Source organism: Bradyrhizobium sp. 197, from assembly GCF_023073375.1.
Classification (GTDB): Bacteria; Pseudomonadota; Alphaproteobacteria; order Rhizobiales; family Xanthobacteraceae; genus Bradyrhizobium.
In genome coordinates, this window is sequence record NZ_JADPJJ010000010.1 from 102,226 (window position 1) to 121,778 (window position 19,553).

General features: G+C 57.8%; 16 protein-coding genes and 2 pseudogenes. 12 read left to right on the plus strand and 6 right to left on the minus strand.

All coding sequences use genetic code 11. The features are described from left to right. Positions 1-99 precede the first annotated feature (99 nt). The 4 genes from IVB27_RS04225 to IVB27_RS04240 all read left to right on the plus strand — a co-directional run bounded on the left by IVB27_RS04225 (position 100) and on the right by IVB27_RS04240 (position 5,042). Entirely contained in the window at positions 100-1,686 is a 1,587-nt protein-coding gene (locus tag IVB27_RS04225) for a hypothetical protein (RefSeq protein ID WP_247441653.1), read from the plus strand. Positions 1,687-1,709: 23 nt separating this feature from the next. After that, positions 1,710-2,270: a hypothetical protein gene (locus IVB27_RS04230; protein ID WP_247441655.1), complete on the plus strand. Its 561-nt coding sequence runs from the start codon at positions 1,710-1,712 to the stop codon at positions 2,268-2,270. A 180-nt stretch (positions 2,271-2,450) separates the two neighbouring features. Further along, entirely contained in the window at positions 2,451-3,128 is a 678-nt protein-coding gene (locus tag IVB27_RS04235) for an SNARE-associated domain-containing protein (RefSeq protein WP_247441657.1), read from the plus strand. Between the two features lie 555 nt (positions 3,129-3,683). Then, complete coding sequence (locus IVB27_RS04240; RefSeq protein WP_247441671.1) at positions 3,684-5,042, plus strand: tyrosine-type recombinase/integrase; 1,359 nt, start codon at positions 3,684-3,686, stop codon at positions 5,040-5,042. On the opposite strand, the gene IVB27_RS04245 is transcribed toward IVB27_RS04240, so the two are convergent. Then, the gene (locus tag IVB27_RS04245) at positions 4,987-5,304 is read right to left on the minus strand and encodes a hypothetical protein (protein WP_247296105.1); all 318 of its coding nucleotides are present in this window, start codon (positions 5,302-5,304) and stop codon (positions 4,987-4,989) included. The genes IVB27_RS04240 and IVB27_RS04245 overlap by 56 nt on opposite strands. 828 nt (positions 5,305-6,132) lie before the next feature. On the opposite strand from IVB27_RS04245, the gene relB reads away from it, so the two are divergent. From relB to IVB27_RS43195, 5 genes are all read left to right on the plus strand, one after another. Next, entirely contained in the window at positions 6,133-6,444 is a 312-nt protein-coding gene (gene relB / locus IVB27_RS04250; RefSeq protein WP_026232580.1) for a type II toxin-antitoxin system RelB family anti-toxin, read from the plus strand. Further along, positions 6,437-7,678 carry a type II toxin-antitoxin system HipA family toxin gene (locus IVB27_RS04255; protein ID WP_247441659.1) on the plus strand — a complete coding sequence of 414 codons (1,242 nt, stop codon included), beginning with the start codon at positions 6,437-6,439 and terminating at the stop codon, positions 7,676-7,678. The genes relB and IVB27_RS04255 overlap by 8 nt, the downstream gene beginning before the upstream one ends. Positions 7,679-7,743: 65 nt before the next feature. Continuing rightward, entirely contained in the window at positions 7,744-9,027 is a 1,284-nt protein-coding gene (locus tag IVB27_RS04260) for an NAD(P)/FAD-dependent oxidoreductase (protein WP_247348824.1), read from the plus strand. Between the two features lie 454 nt (positions 9,028-9,481). Further along, entirely contained in the window at positions 9,482-9,994 is a 513-nt protein-coding gene (locus tag IVB27_RS43190) for a hypothetical protein (protein WP_345946823.1), read from the plus strand. Positions 9,995-10,074: 80 nt separating this feature from the next. Continuing rightward, the gene (locus IVB27_RS43195; protein WP_345946822.1) at positions 10,075-10,200 is read left to right on the plus strand and encodes a hypothetical protein; all 126 of its coding nucleotides are present in this window, start codon (positions 10,075-10,077) and stop codon (positions 10,198-10,200) included. A gap of 952 nt (positions 10,201-11,152) precedes the next feature. Here the strand turns inward: IVB27_RS43195 and IVB27_RS04270 are convergent. Continuing rightward, positions 11,153-11,545: an avidin/streptavidin family protein gene (locus IVB27_RS04270; RefSeq protein WP_247441661.1), complete on the minus strand. Its 393-nt coding sequence runs from the start codon at positions 11,543-11,545 to the stop codon at positions 11,153-11,155. 485 nt (positions 11,546-12,030) lie between these two features. Between IVB27_RS04270 and IVB27_RS04275 the strand changes: the two genes are divergently transcribed. After that, positions 12,031-12,264 carry a hypothetical protein gene (locus IVB27_RS04275; RefSeq protein ID WP_247296097.1) on the plus strand — a complete coding sequence of 78 codons (234 nt, stop codon included), beginning with the start codon at positions 12,031-12,033 and terminating at the stop codon, positions 12,262-12,264. An 843-nt stretch (positions 12,265-13,107) separates the two neighbouring features. On the opposite strand, the gene IVB27_RS04280 is transcribed toward IVB27_RS04275, so the two are convergent. From IVB27_RS04280 to IVB27_RS04290, 3 genes are all read right to left on the minus strand, one after another. Next, positions 13,108-13,617, minus strand: coding sequence for a GNAT family N-acetyltransferase (locus IVB27_RS04280; protein ID WP_247296093.1), 510 nt, complete (start codon positions 13,615-13,617; stop codon positions 13,108-13,110). A gap of 71 nt (positions 13,618-13,688) precedes the next feature. After that, on the minus strand, positions 13,689-14,903 hold the full coding sequence (locus IVB27_RS04285; RefSeq protein WP_247296091.1) for a hypothetical protein: 1,215 nt from the start codon (positions 14,901-14,903) through the stop codon (positions 13,689-13,691). Then, a complete protein-coding gene (locus IVB27_RS04290; RefSeq protein ID WP_247441663.1) occupies positions 14,900-16,438 on the minus strand; it encodes a coproporphyrinogen-III oxidase family protein in 1,539 nt (512 codons plus the stop codon). Before IVB27_RS04290 ends, IVB27_RS04285 begins: the two co-directional genes overlap by 4 nt. Before the next feature lie 1,567 nt (positions 16,439-18,005). Here IVB27_RS04290 and ybgC point away from each other — a divergent pair. Then, positions 18,006-18,449: a tol-pal system-associated acyl-CoA thioesterase gene (gene ybgC, locus IVB27_RS04295; protein ID WP_026232585.1), complete on the plus strand. Its 444-nt coding sequence runs from the start codon at positions 18,006-18,008 to the stop codon at positions 18,447-18,449. 146 nt (positions 18,450-18,595) lie between these two features. On the opposite strand, the pseudogene IVB27_RS04300 reads toward ybgC, so the two are convergent. Beyond that, positions 18,596-18,784 (minus strand): annotated as a pseudogene (locus tag IVB27_RS04300) (ISL3 family transposase); the annotation flags it as partial. Here IVB27_RS04300 and IVB27_RS04305 point away from each other — a divergent pair. Next, positions 18,781-19,415: pseudogene (locus tag IVB27_RS04305) on the plus strand (IS3 family transposase); the annotation flags it as partial. The pseudogenes IVB27_RS04300 and IVB27_RS04305 sit on opposite strands and share 4 nt — an antisense overlap. Positions 19,416-19,553: the final 138 nt, after the last annotated feature.

Consider the following 19,553-nt stretch of genomic DNA (forward strand, 5'->3'; position numbering starts at 1 on the left):
GCGCTGCCGCGATTCACTTCGCTGTTCAAAAGCCGCGAACGTCATATAGTGAGGGCCATCAAGACCAATACATTGCGTGTCAGGCAAAGGGAGGGATCCATGCGAAAGTCCCTGTTCCTCGTCATCGTAGCCGGTCTCGGCCTATCAGGACCACAGGCTCTGGCCGCGCAAGATGATGTAGATCAGCAGCTCGGCAGCGTTCATTTCCAGACCTCTTGCAACGATGTGGCCCAGCGCCGCTTCGATCGCGGGATGCGCTATCAGCATTCCTACTGGTATCTCAACGCCAAGGAGATCTTCGAGGATGCCATCAAGGCTGACCCGACATGCGGCATGGCCTATTGGGGCATTGGGCTCACCTACATGGACAATCCGCACAATGCGATTCCAAAGCCGAACCTGGCGCCGGGCCTCGCCGCGATCATGAAGGCCAAGGAGATCGGAGCCGCGACCGAACGCGAACGCGATTACATCGATGCGTTGATGGTGATGTATGCCGATTACGACAACATCCCTCACGCCCAGCGGATGCGCATGCTGCGTGACGCGCAGGCGCGCGTCGCGGCAAAATATCCAGACGACGACGAAGCCCAGATCGCCTACGCCATTACGCTCAATACGTCGGCGGATCTGAACGACAAGACTTACGCGCAGCAGACCAGGGGCGCGGCGATCCTCGAGCCGATTTCCAGGCGGCTGCCGCAGCATCCGGGCGTGACGCATTATCTGATCCACCTCTACGACTACCCGGCGCTGGCGCAGAAAGGGCTCGATGCAGCCAATCGTTACGCCAAGATCGCACCGGCCGCGCCGCACGCCCAGCACATGCCATCCCACATCTATACACGCGTCGGCTATTGGAAGGAATCGATCGACTCCAACACCGCTTCCGTGAAAACCGCGATGGCCGAAAAGTCGGTCGGCAACTACCTGCACGCGCAAGACTACATGGTCTATGCTCACCTGCAGCTCGGCCAGGACAAGCAGGCGCGCGCCATCATCGACGACATGATCAAGGAGACCGACTTCAAGGCGACAGTCGCAGCGGCAGATTACGCGCTGGCGGCTTCGCCGGCGCGTTATGCGATCGACCGTAGCGATTGGGATGATGCATCGCAGCTGCCGGTCAGGCCGAGCGGCCTCAACTTCGCGATGGCAGTATCGCATTTCGCGCGCGCCCTCGGCGCGGCACGGTCGGGCAAGCCGGAAGCCGCCAAGGCCGACATCCAGAAGCTGGCGGAATTGCGCGACAAGCTGCAGGACGCCAAAGACAATTATTGGTCCGGAATCGTCGACATCCAGCGTCAGGTCGCCGTCGCCTGGGTGCTTTACGCCGAGGCCAAGTATGACGAGGCCCTCAATGCGATGAGTGCCGCGGCGGATGCCGAGGACAAGACGGAAAAGCACGTGATCACGCCCGGACCACTGGCGCCGGCGCGCGAGCTTTACGGCTTCATGCTGCTCGATCGCGGCATGGCCAGGGAGGCGCTTGCTGCATTCGAGGCAACCAAGGCGAAAGAGCCGAACCGCTTGCACGCTTTCGCGGGGGCGGCCAAGGCGGCCGAAGCCCTTGGTGACAAGGAAGCGGCACGACAGAACTGTCAACAGCTCGTAACGCTGACGGCCAGTGCCGATTCGGAGCGCCCCGAGGTTGCGGCGGCGAAGAGATATCTCGCCAGCAACTGAGCCGGAACGAGAACGGTGGAGTGATGAGAAGGGCAGCCGCCATCGCCGTCGCCGCAATCGCGCTGGGAAGCACGCTGGCGGCATCGCTGTTGTGGCTCTATGTGCCACGGCATGCCGCCGCAAATTCCGCCACGCCGGTGTGGCAGGAGGTGACGTGGCTCTTCTCGATTGACCAATGGGGCAAAGGAAAGTCGTTCCGCTGCAAGGCGGCCGACTGCGGTGTCGAGGTGACGCTGTACCTGCGTGCCAAGATAGGTTTCTGCAATTGCACGACGGGCGTCGCCGATGATGATGACCTCGATCGTATGGGCGATACCGTTCTCCTGGGCGAAGTCTCTCCACTCGGTTCCGGCCATCCCATCACGATTGGGTGGATGAAAGGTCGCAGCCGCGCCTACACGCTCAACTCACGTGGCGCTCCCGGCAAAACGCTGGTGTCGGTCGTCTACAACGAGCGTTGCGACATGATCGCAGCGACCGCGGTCATTGGCCACGATCGGCCGGAGACCATCGAACCCCGCGTGATCGAGTTTCTGGGCGGCAGCACTGCGATGCACTGGGCCGAAGTCACACTGGGTCTGTGATTGACTGCGCCTTCCCGATCGGCGGGCATTTCAATGCGGCGAATGGCCCGCGCAGCTGAGGCGAGGATTGCTATCGACAGGGGCAATCTCATTCGCCTAAACATAAACCATGCGTTTCCGTTGTCTTGTGCTGATATCAAAGGTCTCCGCCGTGTCCGCGAAGCAAAGCATGGCGGCTGGATGAGACGATTTCTCTCGGGGGCGTTGCCGTTCTACGCGCTGGCCGGATTGGCCATGTGCATGTACCTCGTCCTGTACAAGACTGACCTCTTCGACTTGAACGCCATCGTCCACGATGCAACGGCTTCGTCATGGTTTCCGGTCTTCGTGTTCGTCTGCGTGCTCCTGGAGTCGGTCTTCCCGTATTTTGGCTATTTTCCCGGAACCGCCCTCATCCTGATGTCCGTGGCGCTCAATCCGAAGCCCGCTGATGTCTCGGTTTTTATCGTGGCGTGGCTGGCCATCATCGTGGGCGCCGCTCTGAGTTACGGACAGGCTCGTTTTTTCAGACCGCTCCTGCAGCGGGTGGCCTCGAAGGCGGCACTGAGACGGTGCGGGTCCCTCCTCGACGCCTACGGTCCTTACGCGCGCGTTGCCCTGTTCGTTCATCCCAACGCTTGCGCGATGTATTTCACCGCACTCGGACTTCTCGGCCGCGACCTGACGCGGGAGCTCGCCTATCTCAGCGTGGGTGCCGCGGCCTCCGTGGGCGTTCTGTTCGTCGTCGTGACCAGACTTGTGTCGTCCGTAGGCACGACCGACGATGGGGAATTGCAGCTGCTGCTGGCGGCAGGACTGGTCGCCATTGGGACCCTGGTCGGTCTCTGTGCGGCCAGGCGGCCGGAGCGGACCGCCTGAAGCTTGCTCCGGAAGAGCGCGGAGCGATTTTGCGACGCCCCACCCAGCCGCGTGGGACATATCGGGATGACGCCATCCTGCCCGTGTTTTGCCCGACGGAGCAAGCGGATTCGGAAAAGGCGCAACCTATTGATCCGGCTAGCGTCGGCTACTGTGCATGGGGTTGTTTTCGACATTTTTGATTGAGACGGTCCCGAAACGCCGCCAGGCGCCGACGATGGGTCCGCAATCACGATGGTTCAGGAAGGTGAATGGTGGGCGCACAAGGGATCGAACCTTGGACCTCTCCCGTGTGAACCACAACTGGTGGACTGTAGCCAACCTAATCCAGCCATAGTTTTATTGCAAAAGTCCTTGTAAGGTAAGGACTTGTGGCCATATTGGACCATCCGTGGCCTCGGTTGGCCTTACCACATGTTGTATGTCCCTGCTGTGCCCTTCGGAGGATTTCCCGCAGGGCACATTAACTGGGAACGCGAGGGCAATGGCTTGTGGTCCATTTCTTCTAGGATCGCCGCGACCCGTCTCAGGGCGCAAGGAGCGAGAGCACAAACGATGGAAAAGAGTAAAGAATCTCTCAGAGCTGAAGGAACGACGAACTACCTGAGACTCACTGACGCGGCCATCCGTGCGGCGACGCTGCCGCCGGGCAAATCGCAGCACTATCTGCACGACACAGAGCAGCCGGGGCTCGCGATCAGGATGCGCGCGACGGGTGGCAGGACCTGGGTCTTCATGTTCACAAAGCCTGGGACGAAAGGCACCCAACGCAAGACGCTGGGTGCATGGCCCAAATTCAATGAGAAGGCCGCGCGCAGGGCCGCCACCGTCGTCGCTGGGGAGGTGGTCATTGGGATCGATCCCAATGAGGGCAAGCGCGAGGCGAAGCGGCAAGCGCTGGCCGAGCGGCAGTGCACGACACTGGCGACCTTGATCGTTGAAGATGGCCCCTACGAAATGTCCCTGACCGGGCGCCAGGTCGTCAACTGGAAACCGGCTATGTCGGCACTCCGACGCGGTCTGAAAGATCATTTCGACCTCGCCATCGCCGAGCTCACGCGACGGCAAATCATGGCGGCGGTGGACAGGATCGGCAAGACCGGCAAGCGCGGCGCAGCAAAGGACTTGCGCAAGCACACGCACACGTTCCTCGAATGGTGCGTCGGCGAAGGCTACGTCGAGCACAACGTGCTCGCCGGCTATCGCGTGCCCAAGGAGACGCGCGCGCAGCGGGTCGGGCGCCGAACGAAGGGCCGGGCGCTGCCCGACGAGGAGATCATCAAAGTCTGGCACGCATCCGGCAAGCTTGGGACGTTTGGGCTATTGACACGAATGTGCCTACTTGGCGGCCCGCGCCGCAGCGAGCCAGCCATGATCGAGTGGCAAAATCACGTCATGGATGACCGCATCACTTTCGAGGCAGCATGGACCAAGATGGGCGTTTACCACGACGTGCCGCGTACCCACCTCGTTGACGAGGTGCTTACGGCCGCAAAACATTTCCAGCGTGCGACGTCGGACTATGTCTTCCCGTCACCGAAGACCGGCGGCCAGATGTCGGGCTTCACAAACTTGGTCGACCGCCTGGTCAAGGAAGCGGGTGTCGCCAAGTTCACAATGCATGACTTAAGGCGCAGCTTGCGAACCATCATGTCACGCTGCGGCTATGACAACGAAATCCAGCGGTTGTGTGTCGGGCAAAAGCCGCGCGGGATCGATCAGGTCTACAATCACGACGAACAGTGGATCATCCGCAAGATGGCGTTCGAAGCTGCTCATGACTACATCGCGGAGTTGGTCGGCGCTAAACGGGGAGGCAAGGTCGTGCGCCTGCAGCGGACGAATCCGCTCGATCCCATCAAGGCCGAATTGCTTGGCCGTCTTCGCGAGCATTATGCGGCTGCGACGACTTAGTTGTCTCATCGCGTCCGGCCAGATAGTCGCGCACCGCATCAACTCGGTAAAGCGGGCGGCCATCGACGTAGCGCCATTTCAGCGGGTGGTTCGGATTGCGCCGCCATAGCTCCAGGGCTCCAGGCGTGCGCCGGATCACGGCGGCCGTTTCTAATGCCGTTAAGTTTGAGCTGCCCGGCAGCGAATCGATATCGAACGTCGCGGGCGGCGGCATGCCGCGATTCTTCCGAGGTCGCTTCATGGTGCGGAGCGTCTCCTTCAAGTGGCCCATCGTCAACTCTCACGATTGAAGCGAGCGAGGCTCTTGTGTATTCGCCTGGTCGCTTCTTGGGCGGGGACGTCAAGAGAATCAACGCAGTCGTCGAACTTTCCCTGTCGAGTGCCGCCGATTTGACCATCATGCTCCGGTTGATGTTGCATAGGAACACGTTAATTGCGCGTCGTAGGATTGGATATCAACGCGAATAGAAGAAAAGTTGCTGATACTAGCCGAGACCACTCCGCTCGCATTGCGGCCCTGCGAGTGGCCACCTCAGCGGCCCGGTCACGCCCGCAGGCTATTGGCCGTCATGGGAAGCATGTCGAAGAATGAAAAACGAATTGATAGGTAGTTCGACGCTTCGTAGCTACATCGAGGCGGGCCGGCGGACATCGGAATTGATTTGGCAATCTTGCTTGGCGCCAAAGGCGCCTCACGGAAACGACTCGGCACGACGCCACTAGAACGGCGCGTCATGGAAGAACTTCGATGATCCATCTACCGACCGCTTTCAACTGGCGTTCCATAAAAGCGACGCACCGCGTTCCAGGATCGGGTTCGTTCGCTGGCGGCCATTCCTATGCGCCCAATGCACGCGAGCCATGGGAATCTGTGTCAACCTGGCGATAAGATCTGGCTCCTTCATCGCGTCGGGCGCATTAGCCCCAAGGGCCATTCTGGCAGCAGAGTCAACAGTTCAGACGACATTGCCGCTGGAACAAGATATGTTTAAGGATCATTATCGATAAGAAGATCTGTTCACGTTTCGCTTGACTGCGATTTTTGATCTGTTTACATATCATTTCGATGTTAATGATCCGATAACATATCATGGCTTCGGCTCCAAACCCGCTGCTCGAGGAACTTGGCCTGCACTTTCGCAGAGCGCGAAGGGCTGCTGGCCTCTCCCAGGAGCAAGTCGCCCTCCGGGCGAACATTAGCAGGCCCCGCTATCGCGACATTGAAACGGGTGCCGCTGCAGCGCGCGCAACGACACTCGTCAACGTTGCTCGCGCCCTTGGCATGGAAATGATGCTGATTCCGCAAGCGATGGTACCGGCTATTCAATCAATGCTGCAGCCAGCTACGGGCGATGATGACCATCCTGCGTTCACGTCAGATGTTGAGGAGGAGCATGAATAAGCCTGTCCTCGCGGCTGAACGTATCCAATCGCTCGACATCTCATTAAACGATCTTGCCGTCGGCACGCTCGTGCGAACGCCGGGCGACTACAGCGCATTCAATCTCTTGCCCGCGTATCGGAGCTTGAACGACCCTCCGATCTTCAGCCTGTCGCTTCGCTCGGCGGATGGCAGCCTCCGCCGGGATCCCAAACCCATACGCGGCGCGCTGCCGCCGTTCTTCGCGAACTTGCTGCCCGAAGAGAAACTGCGCGAAGCAATGGAAAAGCACCACGCAGCGTCAGTAAGACCTGGAAACGACTTCGATCTCTTGGCAGCACTGGGGACAAATCTACCGGGAGCGGTACGAGCGTTGCCGAGCGACGGCGTTCCCGTTCCGGCCGGGCCAGAATCAGAAGGCAAGAAGAAGGCGCGCTTTTCGCTCGCCGGTGTCCAGATGAAGCTCTCCGTCATCAAAAATACCGGAAAAGGGGGGATCACGCTCGCCGTCGACGATGAGCAAGGGCAGTACATCGCGAAATTTCCCTCCCTCACCCACATTGGGCTTTCGGAAAACGAATTCGCGATCCTAGCCTTAGCGGAAGCGCTAGGGATGGAAGTGCCTGCACGTGAGCTCGTCGAAAAGACGGATTTCGCCGGCATTCCGGAAGAGCTTAACACCATGTCCACGGGCAAAGTGCTTCTTGTCCGTCGCTTCGATCGCGGTGCCGATGCAGCGCGCGTGCATATGGAGGACTTTGCACAGGTCTTCGGCCGCTATCCCTCCGAGAAATATACCGGTGCGGCGTATCACAATATCGCGGCCGCGCTGAACAGCGGTGTCTCGTTCGATTCCGCGATCGAATTTGTCCGTCGTCTTGCGCTCTCCGCGATCACGGGCAATGGCGACATGCATCTCAAGAATTGGTCGTTACTGTATCCTCGAGACGGACGGAGGCCTACGTTGGCGCCAATCTACGACGTGCTCTCAACAGTTTCCTATATCCCGAAAGATGGTCTAGCATTGAGCCTTGCGGGCGAAAAGTCATTCAAGGCCCTGACTCCAGAGCGCTGGCGCAATTTCGCGAACCGCAGCCGTCTTCCAGAGGGGGCAGTGGTGACGGCTGTAGCTGAGACCGCGGCGGCCGTGCGCGACAAGTGGTCAGTTCTTCCAGAACGCGACGTCGTGCCTGGGCAGGTTCTCGAACGGATCGATTCACATATCGACGAAATGGTACCCATCCTTGACCCTTAGGCGCGGCACTGATTGCAGCACGACCTGGGCTGATCAAGAACCAAGAATAGTATGAGGATTGCTGGATGCGAAACAATTCAGCATCACATGGATTGTGGGCTCTCACCGCGCCACCGGCGCCAGACACTGTTTCCCTCGCCAGTGACACCGCAGCGGATGTGATCGTGATTGGCGCTGGATATACCGGGCTGTCGTCTGCACTTCATCTCGCCGAAGGAGGGGCGCGCGTCGCGCTGTTGGAGGCGTCCGAAATTGGGTTCGGCGGTTCGGGCCGGAACGTCGGTCTGGTTAACGCGGGCATGTGGGTGATGCCTGACACCCTTCCGGATACGCTCGGCGTCCCGTTCGGCGAACGGTTGATTGAACAACTCGGCCGTGGACCGCAAAAGGTGTTCGACCTCATCCAAAAGCATGGCATCGAATGTGAAGTGGAACGTGCCGGTACCCTGCATTGTGCCGTCGGACGTAAGGGCTTGCAAGAGATCGAGGCCCGCGCCGAACAGTGGCAGAAGCGTGGCGCCCCTGTCGTAGTGCTAAATGCAGATGAGACACGCAGGAAAGTCGGCGGTGGCGAATACAGCGGGGCGCTGCTCGATAAGCGCGCCGGGACGATACAGCCGCTGGCCTATGTGCACGGTCTAGCGAGAGCCGCGCTTGCAGCGGGGGCTAGGATATTCACACAGAGCGAGGCTGTTACTGCGCAACACAACGGCCTGCGCTGGAGGATTAGCACAGAAAGCGGATCGGTAGATGCGGAATGGGTGATCGTTGCGACGGATGCCTATGCTAAAGGACTTTGGTCGCAGGTACGGCAGGAGCAGATCCATCTGCCCTACTTCAACTTTGCTACAGGTTCTCTGCCGGATGGTCTGAGGAAGTCGATCCTGCCTGAACGGCAGGGAGCGTGGGACACTCGAGAGGTCCTCTCTTCATTTCGCTTGGATCGCTCCGGGCGCCTCGTGTTTGGCAGTGTTGGTGCCCTTGAGGGTATTGGCGCATCCGTTCACCGGGCATGGGCTCAGAGATCGTTGCGCAAGCTGTTTCCGGGACTTCAGCATGTCGAGTTTGAAACCGGCTGGTTCGGAATGATTGGAATGACCTCGAACAACCTGCCGCGCTTTCACGAGCTCGACCGCAACGTCGTTGCTTTCAGCGGTTACAACGGTCGCGGCATCGCACCTGGCACAGTCTTTGGCAGTGTGTTGGCTTCGTACGTTCTGGGTCAGATCGCGGAGAACGATCTTCCGCTGCCGGTCACTGCCGTTGAACGGCGACGCTTTCGTGCCGCGCGGGAAGCCTTCTACATCGCGGGGTCCCAACTTGTTCACCTAATGGATACCCGGTTCTGATTACTCAAACGAGTTCGCCAAGTATGGGACTGTCATCGGCATGCTCATGACTCAACTTCGCGCTCCGACGGCCATTGACCTCGATCTGTTGCTACGAGGCGAGAGATTTTGTGTTCTGTACGTTCAGTCGAGCTTCACACGGAATTTAAACGCTGGCGACGGCCTCTCTTTGGCGGCGGTATAGACCGTGCTGTCATCGAGCGACGGGTGCTAAACTCGTCCGAACTTCGAATGAAAACGAGGAAATCATGTCGCGTTATTTCTCCGCCCAGAGGTAGATGCCGGCCTCGACTATCCCAGGTTGATCGATGCCTTAAGCGAAGCCGTCCGGCGCGGCGGAGAAGCGATGCCAGTGCGGCAGAGCTATAATGTTGGTACCGCTGCAAGCCCAGGTCGTCTCCTGACAATGCCGGCTTGAGAGCGGGGCAAGGCACTCGGCGTGAAGCTGGTGACCGTGTTTCCGAAGAGCGGGGCATGCGGTCTCCCTGCCTTTCCTCGCTTTACATGCTGTTCGACGGCAACCGGCCGGCCGCGCGCAATGATCGATGGCGAAACACTCACTAATCGGCGTACAGCCGCCGCCTCCGCGCTCGCATCACGACATCTCTCACGCCCCGACAGCCGCACGCTGCTGCTGATTGTAACCGGCCTGCTCGCCTCCTATTTGGCCGTTGCCCATCGCGCAGTTAGGCCGATTGAAGCCGTGCTGGTCTGGGGATGCCATGCGCAACGTGTCCAAGCTCTCGCGGACACGCTTGAGCATCAGGGTCTCAAGGCGAAACCGGCTGCTGATCTGACGGACGCTCTCTCGGTGGCGGACATCGTTAGCTGCGCCACCACGTCACGTGAGCCGCTGATCGTAGGCCAGCACCTCAGGCCAGGAACACATCTCGATCTCGTCGGCGCATTCACGCCAGAAATGCGTGGACCGACGACGATGCTGTTTGCCGCAGCCGCGTGTTCGTAGATACTATGCGGGTGCCCCCAAAGAAGCCGGTGATCTGCTCCAGCCGATTGCGGGTGGCCGGTGGGACGCCTCAATGATTTGTGGGGGATCTTCATGAGTTAACCAATGGTTTGAAGTCTGGCCGCCTTTCGCAGCAAGAGATCACTCTCTTCAAGTCTGTTCGGGCCGCAATCGAAGATCTTGCGGCTGCGAATCTTCTTACATGAGAAATAATGGTTTTGAAAAAACACGAGATCGCGTATTAACACTGATGTGCGCCTTCATGCGAGGTTGCCGACTCTGAAGTGTTTCGCCGAAGTCAGATCGAGGCATGTAAGCGCGAAGAATGCTGACGCCCTAGGCGAATCACTGTTGACGCATCATGTAGCTGATAGCGCGAATCATCCTGTACGCAGATTTTCTGCCGATACCTCGCCTGAGCTGCCAGTCTTGATCTCGAACCTGATCAAGGCCCCCTCTGCAAGACGGTATAGCCGGCCTTCTCGACCGCCCTATGTGCACGAAAACGTCGGCTCCGCCATCATCCAGCTTGATTTGATAAATCCATAGCCTGGGTCGCGTTTAACCACTTTACGATGCCAGTCGTCACTAAGTATCTCCAATTCCAAATGACGGGACCTACCTAATGGCTAGAGAGGGATCAAGTCCGTACTCGTTGCCAACGTGCGATCTTGTCGCCGCGCAACATGAACCGGCAATAGCAAGCAGCTTCGCGGAACGGTTAGACTGAGCGCGCCCTTGGCTACTTCCGGCGGCGAAGCCTGCGAATCGCGCTGTGTGAGAATTCTGGGTATCGAGAGCTGAAAATTCACGTCGCCAACCAAACTCAGGCAACGCGACCGCCGCAGATATTAGCGGCATCTGCCGGAGCCCGCGCTCGGCTTCAAAACAAGGACCTGAAAAGTAACGGTAGTGCACGGATCTGCCCGCGATTCGGACGCAAATTCAGAATGTCCTTTCGGATTTCGGGAGAGGCCCTTTGATGTTTTTTCTTTCCGGGCCGTTCGGCACGACTTGCCGGCTGTCCAGCATCGAAGCTGATCCTGGACAGGCCAGTGCTCCACGAAGGCGAGCCCACATTTCCCGAAGAGACGCAGCCAAAAACTCGCGAGAGTGAGTTTCCAATCTAAGGTCACGACAGAGCAAGAAGATTGAAAACTACCATACGCGCGTGAATGTATCGGCACCCTTCAACTTGCCGGGCTTGCCGTTCTTGTCAACGTAGAACAGCGTCCATGAGGTCGGCATTTGAGACCCGTTGAGCTTTCCAACCCACCGGGTGAAGGAATTGCACTGGGCAAAGGTAACAACAAAATACAAGCCAGCAGGGCTAACGGCTCCCGATGCAGGATATGGAATGCCCTGGCACGCAAACCCTTGAGCATGGTTTGTGAAAGTCCCTTGTATTGCCCCGCTATCGGCGGACCAAACAAAAAGTTCTGAACCTCGTTCATTCTTCCAGTACGAGGGGGCAGGAAGCCCCTGTGCGATGGCCTCGGCGGAAAGGAAGAAGGAATGGGCGAGCAGCAAGAGTCCCAGAAGTCTCTTCATATTGAAAGCCCCAAAAGAGGTCACTTAAAGGTCGCAACGTGGATCATCTAGCGTGATACAACTTGAGGTCATATTCACTGCCATTATCTCGCGTTCGGCATAGGAATGCGGCGCATATACTCGAAATCGCGCTGGATCGCGGCGTAGCCGACCCTGTCGAGCCCTCGGCGCTTCTCATCCTCGAATCGGTTCGCCTGGGCGGCCGAGCGCCGAACCGGTGCTCGGTTATTTTGATGTGCCACGCCTGTGGTCGTCGGAGGAGATGCGGAGAGTAGAGGTCATTGTCCACGAGCTGTATCGGATCGGGCAATCCGCGCCAGGACTCCGACGCGATCGAATGAGCTGCGCCGGGCAATGGGGAACCCACGGCCGTCGACAGCGCGGGCGCACCGAGGCCGATCGAGCAGAAAGACGGCGCCTAACAAGGACAAACGCTGCTAATCGCCATGGTTGCAATGGTAAAGTTCCCATTGACTGGGGGCAACATGGTTAAGGCATTTCGCAATACGGTCATGGCACTTACTTTTATGGGAGTTGCCGGCTGCAACATGTTTTGGAATTTCATGAATGACTATATGGTCTGCGGCCTTGCGCTGGCGGCTTCAGTGACAGCAGGCTTTTGCGTTGAGCGCATCTTCATCGAGCGGTCCCGTCGGGAGATGATCCGCCTCTACGGCGCGGACTGGCATTCGGCGGAGAACCGACAGCTCGACTCATGAACGTAACCCGTCGCCCGCCGTCATTTTCATCATCCAATTGTTCGCATTCGACCCGAGGAGCCTGGCCCGATCGAGCCTGGCCCGATGATTAAACCGGTCCATCCATTCCGGTTCGCTCGCATCGAGCGCCTGCGAGAGCTGCTTGAACGAGACTACCGAATGGTAGTTGACCCGAATACGGGCGTGAGCACCACGAAGCTGGTGAGACACGATCCGCAGCTGCTTGATGCAGTTTTGGTACTCGATCGTGATCCAGAAGGGTGCGAGCTGGGTCCTTGGTCGAGAGCCTGCGAGCGCTACGGCACGCAACCGGTCGATACGCCCGAGTAGCATCACGATCTGGAAGGGCCACCACCACAAGCTGGTAGGGGGCGATTGGACGCGCCCGTGCATCCACCACCCGCATCGCCAAGAGCGGACTTTTGGATTCCATACGCAACAGAATGTTGCGGTTGAATCGAGGTGGATTTGTATGCCGGCTGGCAAGGCTCACGTCGCGAGCCCACGACACTCCAGAGCGTCTTCGCCTATCCGCCGCTGGCGCACCGTATCAGCTCTCGTTTTGAATGCAACGCTGGCTCGGCCAGACGTGAGTTTGTGCGTGCGTTCGAGGCCTATCGGTCGCGAAACCTTCACGTCCTTGTCAGCTACAGTGACACGATTCATTCCGATCGCAGATCTCGCGAAGCTCAATGAGAAAGTCCTCGCGGATGATACGGTTGTATCTGAGCGCATTCCACGTCATTCCCAAGGAGCGAGATTGGGCATTTCGGCTAGTCAGGGGGCAAGTGATTGAATTTGTGCTCGTTGCGCGTCCGTAGAGCTTCACTGGATTGTCCGGTCTCACAACCTCATTTGCTCAGCGGGGGTCATTCCTGGCCAAATGAGCCGCTTCTCGTAGAAGATCACTGCATATCCGTGCAACATCCCTTCCCTGCGGCGAACATAGCCAGCGCTCTCATAAAGTCTTTGGGCCCCTACTTGGATCGTTGTTGTATCGAGCATTATCCACTTGAAACCGAGAGCAACAGCTCGCGACTCCAATTCACGAAGAACCCTCCTTCCAAACCCTCGTCGCTGAAAGACGGGGTCGACCCGCATACGTTTTAGTTCTGCGACATCATCATGAAAAGGTTTCAGCCCACCCATGGCAGCGAACCGGGGACCAATATGCGCAACTACGAAGTCACCGCCCGAGGCGATGTATACTTCCCCGATATTGCGTAAATCATCCTCCCAAGCCCCTTCCGGGCCACACACACCAACATCCTGCGATGCGCTTCTGTGCAGATGCCATGCATCATCGCTATCCCCGGACTCGAACCGACGAAGGATCAGTTCGTCTTGAGACATCGACTATTACCTCTCGACCGGTGGCGGACGCCTGCGCCTTTGTTTTTAGCCACGCAGAGACCACCGTCGGCTTACGGGCGCGCCTCTGTCAACAGCCGCTGAGAAAGGACAGCCTCAACACTTTCCGATACCTCAACTCCGACAACTGGACGACCCGGCTCAACCGTATATTTTAAGGCCGTACTACGATGCATCCGGGTAAACCGATCCAGTGCACAAACACAGGACGTGCGCAGCGTTCCGATTTCGCCGCCGTGATGCTCCACGACTGGCGAAATGGTCGCAACCCTGGGAAAGTCCGCTTTCCCCTTTAGCCAACCTGGCTTGAGCGGTGCACTCCCTTTACCTGACGACAGCCAGCGGAATACCTCGTGAATGCATCTCTGCGGATAATATTCGGACAGCCGGTACAGATCCCTATAAAATTGCGGTTTCTGGTGGAAGAGTTCTTCACCGACCAGTAGCACCGAGACCGCCACGATACGGGCCGAGAAGCGGCCGCTTGGACCAAGCGTATTCTTATACGGATTCTTTCCGTAAAACACACGAAATTGGCCAAATAAGTCCGGCGACATATGTTCATAAAAGCGCGTCAGAACATTGTTTGCTGACTCAAGGCGCTCCAGGCATGTCGCAAGACATTGCCCCGCATCCACGTCGGCCACATCACGCAACTTGAGCAGAGCGTCCATTGCTGACTGCAATTCGCTCTCGATGATCTGGTGGCCCAAGCAAAAATCTCGCTCCTCGACGCCGGCCGCGCCGAGGCAGTATACGCGTGGATCGTTCTGCAGCGGATTCGTAAGGATCATATCTTCATAGGAGAGGACCTCAATGCCAGGCCGCCGTTGACAAGTCGAGCGCGCAAGGCGGATCAGTACCTCTCCCACCGTCAGCTCGGCGTCCACGGGATGAAGGCCGGCAAACGCAGACATCTGATAAGCACAATTTACGAGATATTGGATGTCTGTCTTAGCGATCTCGAAGTCCGACTGCGGCAGACTTAGCAGCTGCGCTTCATAGTCCGCCTCCGCAATCATCGCGTTGATATTACGCCCAAGAGCCTTAACCGCTTCATCTGGTCGTTCACTGCATTTGATCTCCGCAATGCAGTGCGGCAGTTGATCGGCGACAAAATTGCTGACAAGCCCAAGCGGGCGTTCTCGCTGCCGGCGATCAATGCTATCGGACAGATGCGAAAATATCTCCTCCGCCTGGCAGGGCGAGCCTTGCGGGGTGGAAACGGAAAAAGGAGCGACCATAAATGAGCGCGCACGCGACTTCATCGAAACGCAACTTGCATTTCGGCACTTGACCCGTATCGTGCGGCCGGTGAGTAATCGTGCTTTTCGAGCAGATCAGTTCGTTTGTCTCTTATCCTACTGTCGTTGTACGCGACCCGCTCGAGTATATTGTTCGAGAAAAATAGGAGCGATACGGCGCCCGAATTGATAATGCCGGCGGCAGTTAGCGAAAGCAGGCCGTTTGAAATGCAGATGAGTCCTGCCGCGTTCAAGAGTTCAAGCTCGCGGCCAAAGCATTTCTCGATCGACACCCCAAACTCCCGCTCGAAGCGGGAGAGCAACACCCCACTGCTTCGCAGGGCAAACATTACCGTTCTGCGCATGAGATCATCTTGCGACAGGACAACACCCTTCCACACAGGCTTCTCGCCCGCCTCAACCCTATATAGGTAGCGATCTAAATCTGCCTCGTTATAGAACTGGCACTGGCTCATGTAACCAAACCCGGCAACCCCAAACGGGACCAGATTATTGTCGTTCCAGGAATCGTATTTGCGGCTCTGTTGAATTGAGTGCGGCTGCGACTGCTTACTCCAATAGAAAATCGGCCCATGGCGATAGCCGAGTTTCGTGAGGATGTGCTCGGCCATAAAATGCATGATAATGCGCTCCTTAGCCCCGGCAAATTGATATCGTCCGCTAGCCAAATGGCGGGCTACGGGGTCTGTAGATTTAAACATCAATGGGAATACATTGAACTTCTCTATTCCCATATCCAGTAAGCCGATAAGTGAGTCGTACCAGCTCCGGAGCGTTTGCTGCGGCAACCCATACATGAGATCAAGCGACAGATTCTGAACGCCCATCTCATTCAGTAACTTTACGAGTTGTACTACCTCGTCCACGTGGTGCCCGCGGTTCAATATGCGTAAAATGCTCGGATCTAGACTCTGAACGCCCAATACGAAGCGGTTTACGCCGGCTCTAAGCAGTGTGGATATGCGATCTGCAGCGTCCACTTGCTTTGCAAGAGAGGGATGCAATTCGAAACTCACTTCCGACTTAGACAAGTCAAAGCGCCGGCTAATCATGCCAAATAGCGTTTCGAGTTGACGGTTGGTTAAGAACGAGGGAGTGCCGCCTCCAAAAAAAGCAGTCTCAATAGCTCTGCCACCCAGCGCTGAGTCCGACCAACTCATCTCTTTATCTAAAGCCGCCAGATAGCGCTCTACTCGCCCGGAAGATGGATTGATTTCCTTGGCGAAGTGGCAAAAGGTACAATACTGATCACAGAAGGGGATGTGAAAATAGAGATCAATTGACGACGAAACCTGAAGCAACAACTTTTCGGCATTCAGGTCGCCCATTGCCTTGAGAGGCGGATATGTGCCGACAAGATAATCGTTGTGCATGTCAAGGTGCAAATTCCGTGACCTCAACATGTCAAGGTTAATGTCGTACGAGCGGTCGATCGCGAATTCCAAGGCCTCGGAATAGGACGGCGCACGCATTTTTTTAAACTCCTCTAGCTTTCTTGTGAAGGCAAGGCCCGATGGCAGCTTCGTTGCTCGTGTCACATCGCGCTCTTAAGCTCGGGCTCGATACTGAAGTCGTGCAATTCGATCAGACGCGGATTTGTCGGCTCCTACTCGACGCAACCACCGTAGAGCAGACCGAGTGTCGCCATCCGCTCGGGGACACGCGGGATGATTATGGTTCGGCGAGGAAGACAGATGCCGTGGCCGAATGTCCTTCGGGCGTTGCGAAACGGCACCGAGAAAGACTTCAGGGGCTGAGGAGTGCGAATACTGCTGGAGAAAATGGTGCTCCACCTTCGAGTGTGACCCGCGCCGGGTCGGGCGCCGAGCTCGATCTGCTCCAGGGTGCCATTGAACAACTTCTGTCCGCTCCCCTCTTCGACAGGAAGCGGCCATTGCTCGAGACCAAGCTTGATTTGGTTTCCTCCCGGTCCGACGCCAACATTCGCATGCCGCTGCATGCATTCGACACAGAGCCGCCCAAACGTGTCACACTGGTTCGGATTTGCTCGTGAGTAAGCGCGCTCAATGCTAGTCGTGTCTGGTGGTCTTGAGAGTTACCCGACGCGAAGAACGACAGCGGCACCCGCGAGGGACGCGGCAAAGCTTTAGGCGGGACCGCACTCAATAGCGCAGGTCCAAGGCATTGAGTCGAGCAAGTTTCATTTGAACTCCTGGGCCGGCGAATGCGAGATCGTCATGGTCGTGCGGATCCATTTACGGTGTCCCAGCAATACACGTGCCACTAAAGACATTTGCGAGCCTGGCTTGAAGAGGGCAAAACCATGTGCTTCGTGTCCACCGACGGAATACTCGCGCCTCAGTGTCTGGTCCCGGACATTAACGTCTTCAGCCGGACACGGCTGAACACGACAACGCGGAATGTTGAATGACGTTGGCGGCCTCTCATGCCGAACTCGAGCATCTGCTCCAACGGCCACCTTACGACCGAATCGCCCGGCTCATGAAGGCAGCGTCCCGGCACGTGACGGATATGCAAATGAACTCGTCGCTTTCTTGCGGCGCGGTGGCCACGGAGCGACTTCGATCTATTGGCAGCGCTCGGCGCGGACTTGCCAGGCGCGGTGCGTGTCGTACCGAGCGACGAGCTCGGGCGCAGAGCATCGGCGCGGCCGACTCTTCGGTCAAGGTACCGTGGATCATTCTGCCCGGTTTCATCGATCTCCATGACCATCTCACCTGGAATATCCAGCCGCGATGGCTGACCGGCCGGAGTTTAACAATTGCTAAGAATGTTAGGATTCGCGGAATAGGACTGCTTGCTGAACAATCCGCACTGCCGGGCAATCCCGACTTTGGCCTGCGAAGCGGAGATGTACGCGGAGATCAAGGCGCTTGCCAGTGGGGCGACCTCGGTCCTCGGGGATTGCTGAGCAGCGATAAGAGCTCTGCAAACCATCCGTGCGTGCGGGACTTGCCCGAAATCTGGATAGGGGGGTGCCGGCTTCTCGCAAAGCAACCGGTCTCCGACCGGCCTTGCGCCGGGCAGCCTCAACCTGCACGCACCAAACCCATTGGCACTTGCTGCGGAACGCGCCTCTGTGCAAGACAATTCGTCCCAGAACGGCAGTAAGGAAACCGCACTGTGACAGCTTCTCTTGATGGCGAAATTCGCGACGGCGGCCATCATATGCAGGTCCGCGTCTATTTCGAAGATACTGACTCCGGTCAGATTGTTTATCACGCAAATTTTTTGCGCTTCATGGAACGCGGTAGAACGAACTACTTGCGCCTGCTCGGAACCACTCAGCAAGCGCTACTCAGAGAAGCCAAGAAAGATGCGCCCGGCTTTGCCTTCGTTGTCCGCTCCATGACGATCGATTTTCTAAAACCGGCGGTCTTGGATGACCTGCTTGACGTCGTCACAGTCCCGCAAGAGGTGAGGGGAGCGTCGATTGCGTTGCTGCAGGAATGCAGGCGCGGAGACGATCTCCTAGTCACGGCGCGTGTACGCGTGGCGTTTATTTCAGCCGGAAAGGCGCAGCGCATCCCGAAGTCGCTGCGGCTCGCTATGGAAGGGCTTCGATAGATCTGCCGCTTAGTTCAAGCTTTTGCCTTCCAGCGCCGCACTGAAATCAAGTCATTAAGCTTCTGTTGCGACCTAGTCAAACCAGTGTTCGGGGTAATCGGCATCCAATCGGGGCTCTGACGCATATTCGATGATCGTGATTGTTTTTATGGCGCGCCAATCAGCCTAGCCTGAAGAAGATCGAGCTTAGCGCGCCCGTACATCTGCCGTTCGACCAGCTTGAGCTTGGCGATGTGAGCTTTCACTTGGCCATTGGACCATGGTTGCGTAATAGCAGCGTGCACCGCGCCCTTATCGTTGGCGATCCCATTCGCGAACGAGGCAATGAGGCTTGCGGGACATGGGTCTACAAGGGGTCATCCGCGGCAAGCCCGTCAAAACGACGATCAGCGACAAGGCCGCGCCATGCGCGCTGGATCACGTCAACCGCCAGCTCAAGGCGCCGAGGCCGAACGTCCTCTGGCTTTCCGATTTCACCTATGTCGCGACCTGGACCGGCTTCTTCTATGTTGCCTTCGTGATCGATGCTTATGCCCGCGGGATCGTGGGCTGGCGGGCCTCGCGCACGGCGCATGCAGGCTTCGTGCTCGATGCGCTGGAGCAGGCATTGCATGATCGACGGCCGGTCCATCGTGGCGGGCTCGTGGTCACAGCGACAGGGGTAGCCAATACGTATCCATTAAATACACCGAGCGCCTGGCCGAAGCCGGCATGGAGCCCTCTGTCGGCAGCGTCGGAGATTCTTACGACAATGCTCTCGCCGAAACGATCAATGGACTTTACAAGGCGGAGGTGATCCATCGGCGTGGACCGTGGCGGAACTTCGAGGCCGTCGAGTTCGCTACCCTCGAATGGCTCGACTGGTTCAACAACCGAAGGCTCCTCGAGCCCATCGGCAACATCCCGCCGGCCGAAGCCGAGCAACGCTACTACGCCATGCTGGAACAACCCGCCATGGCGGCATAACTTAAACCAAATGGCCTCCGGCAAACCCGGAGCGGTTCAGTGCGCCGCTCCATGAACAGAATCCGAACCGCAATCGGAGCGACAACGATCAACCCGGAATTGCTGACCTATGCGGAAAAGCTGCGCTATCAGGGCTAT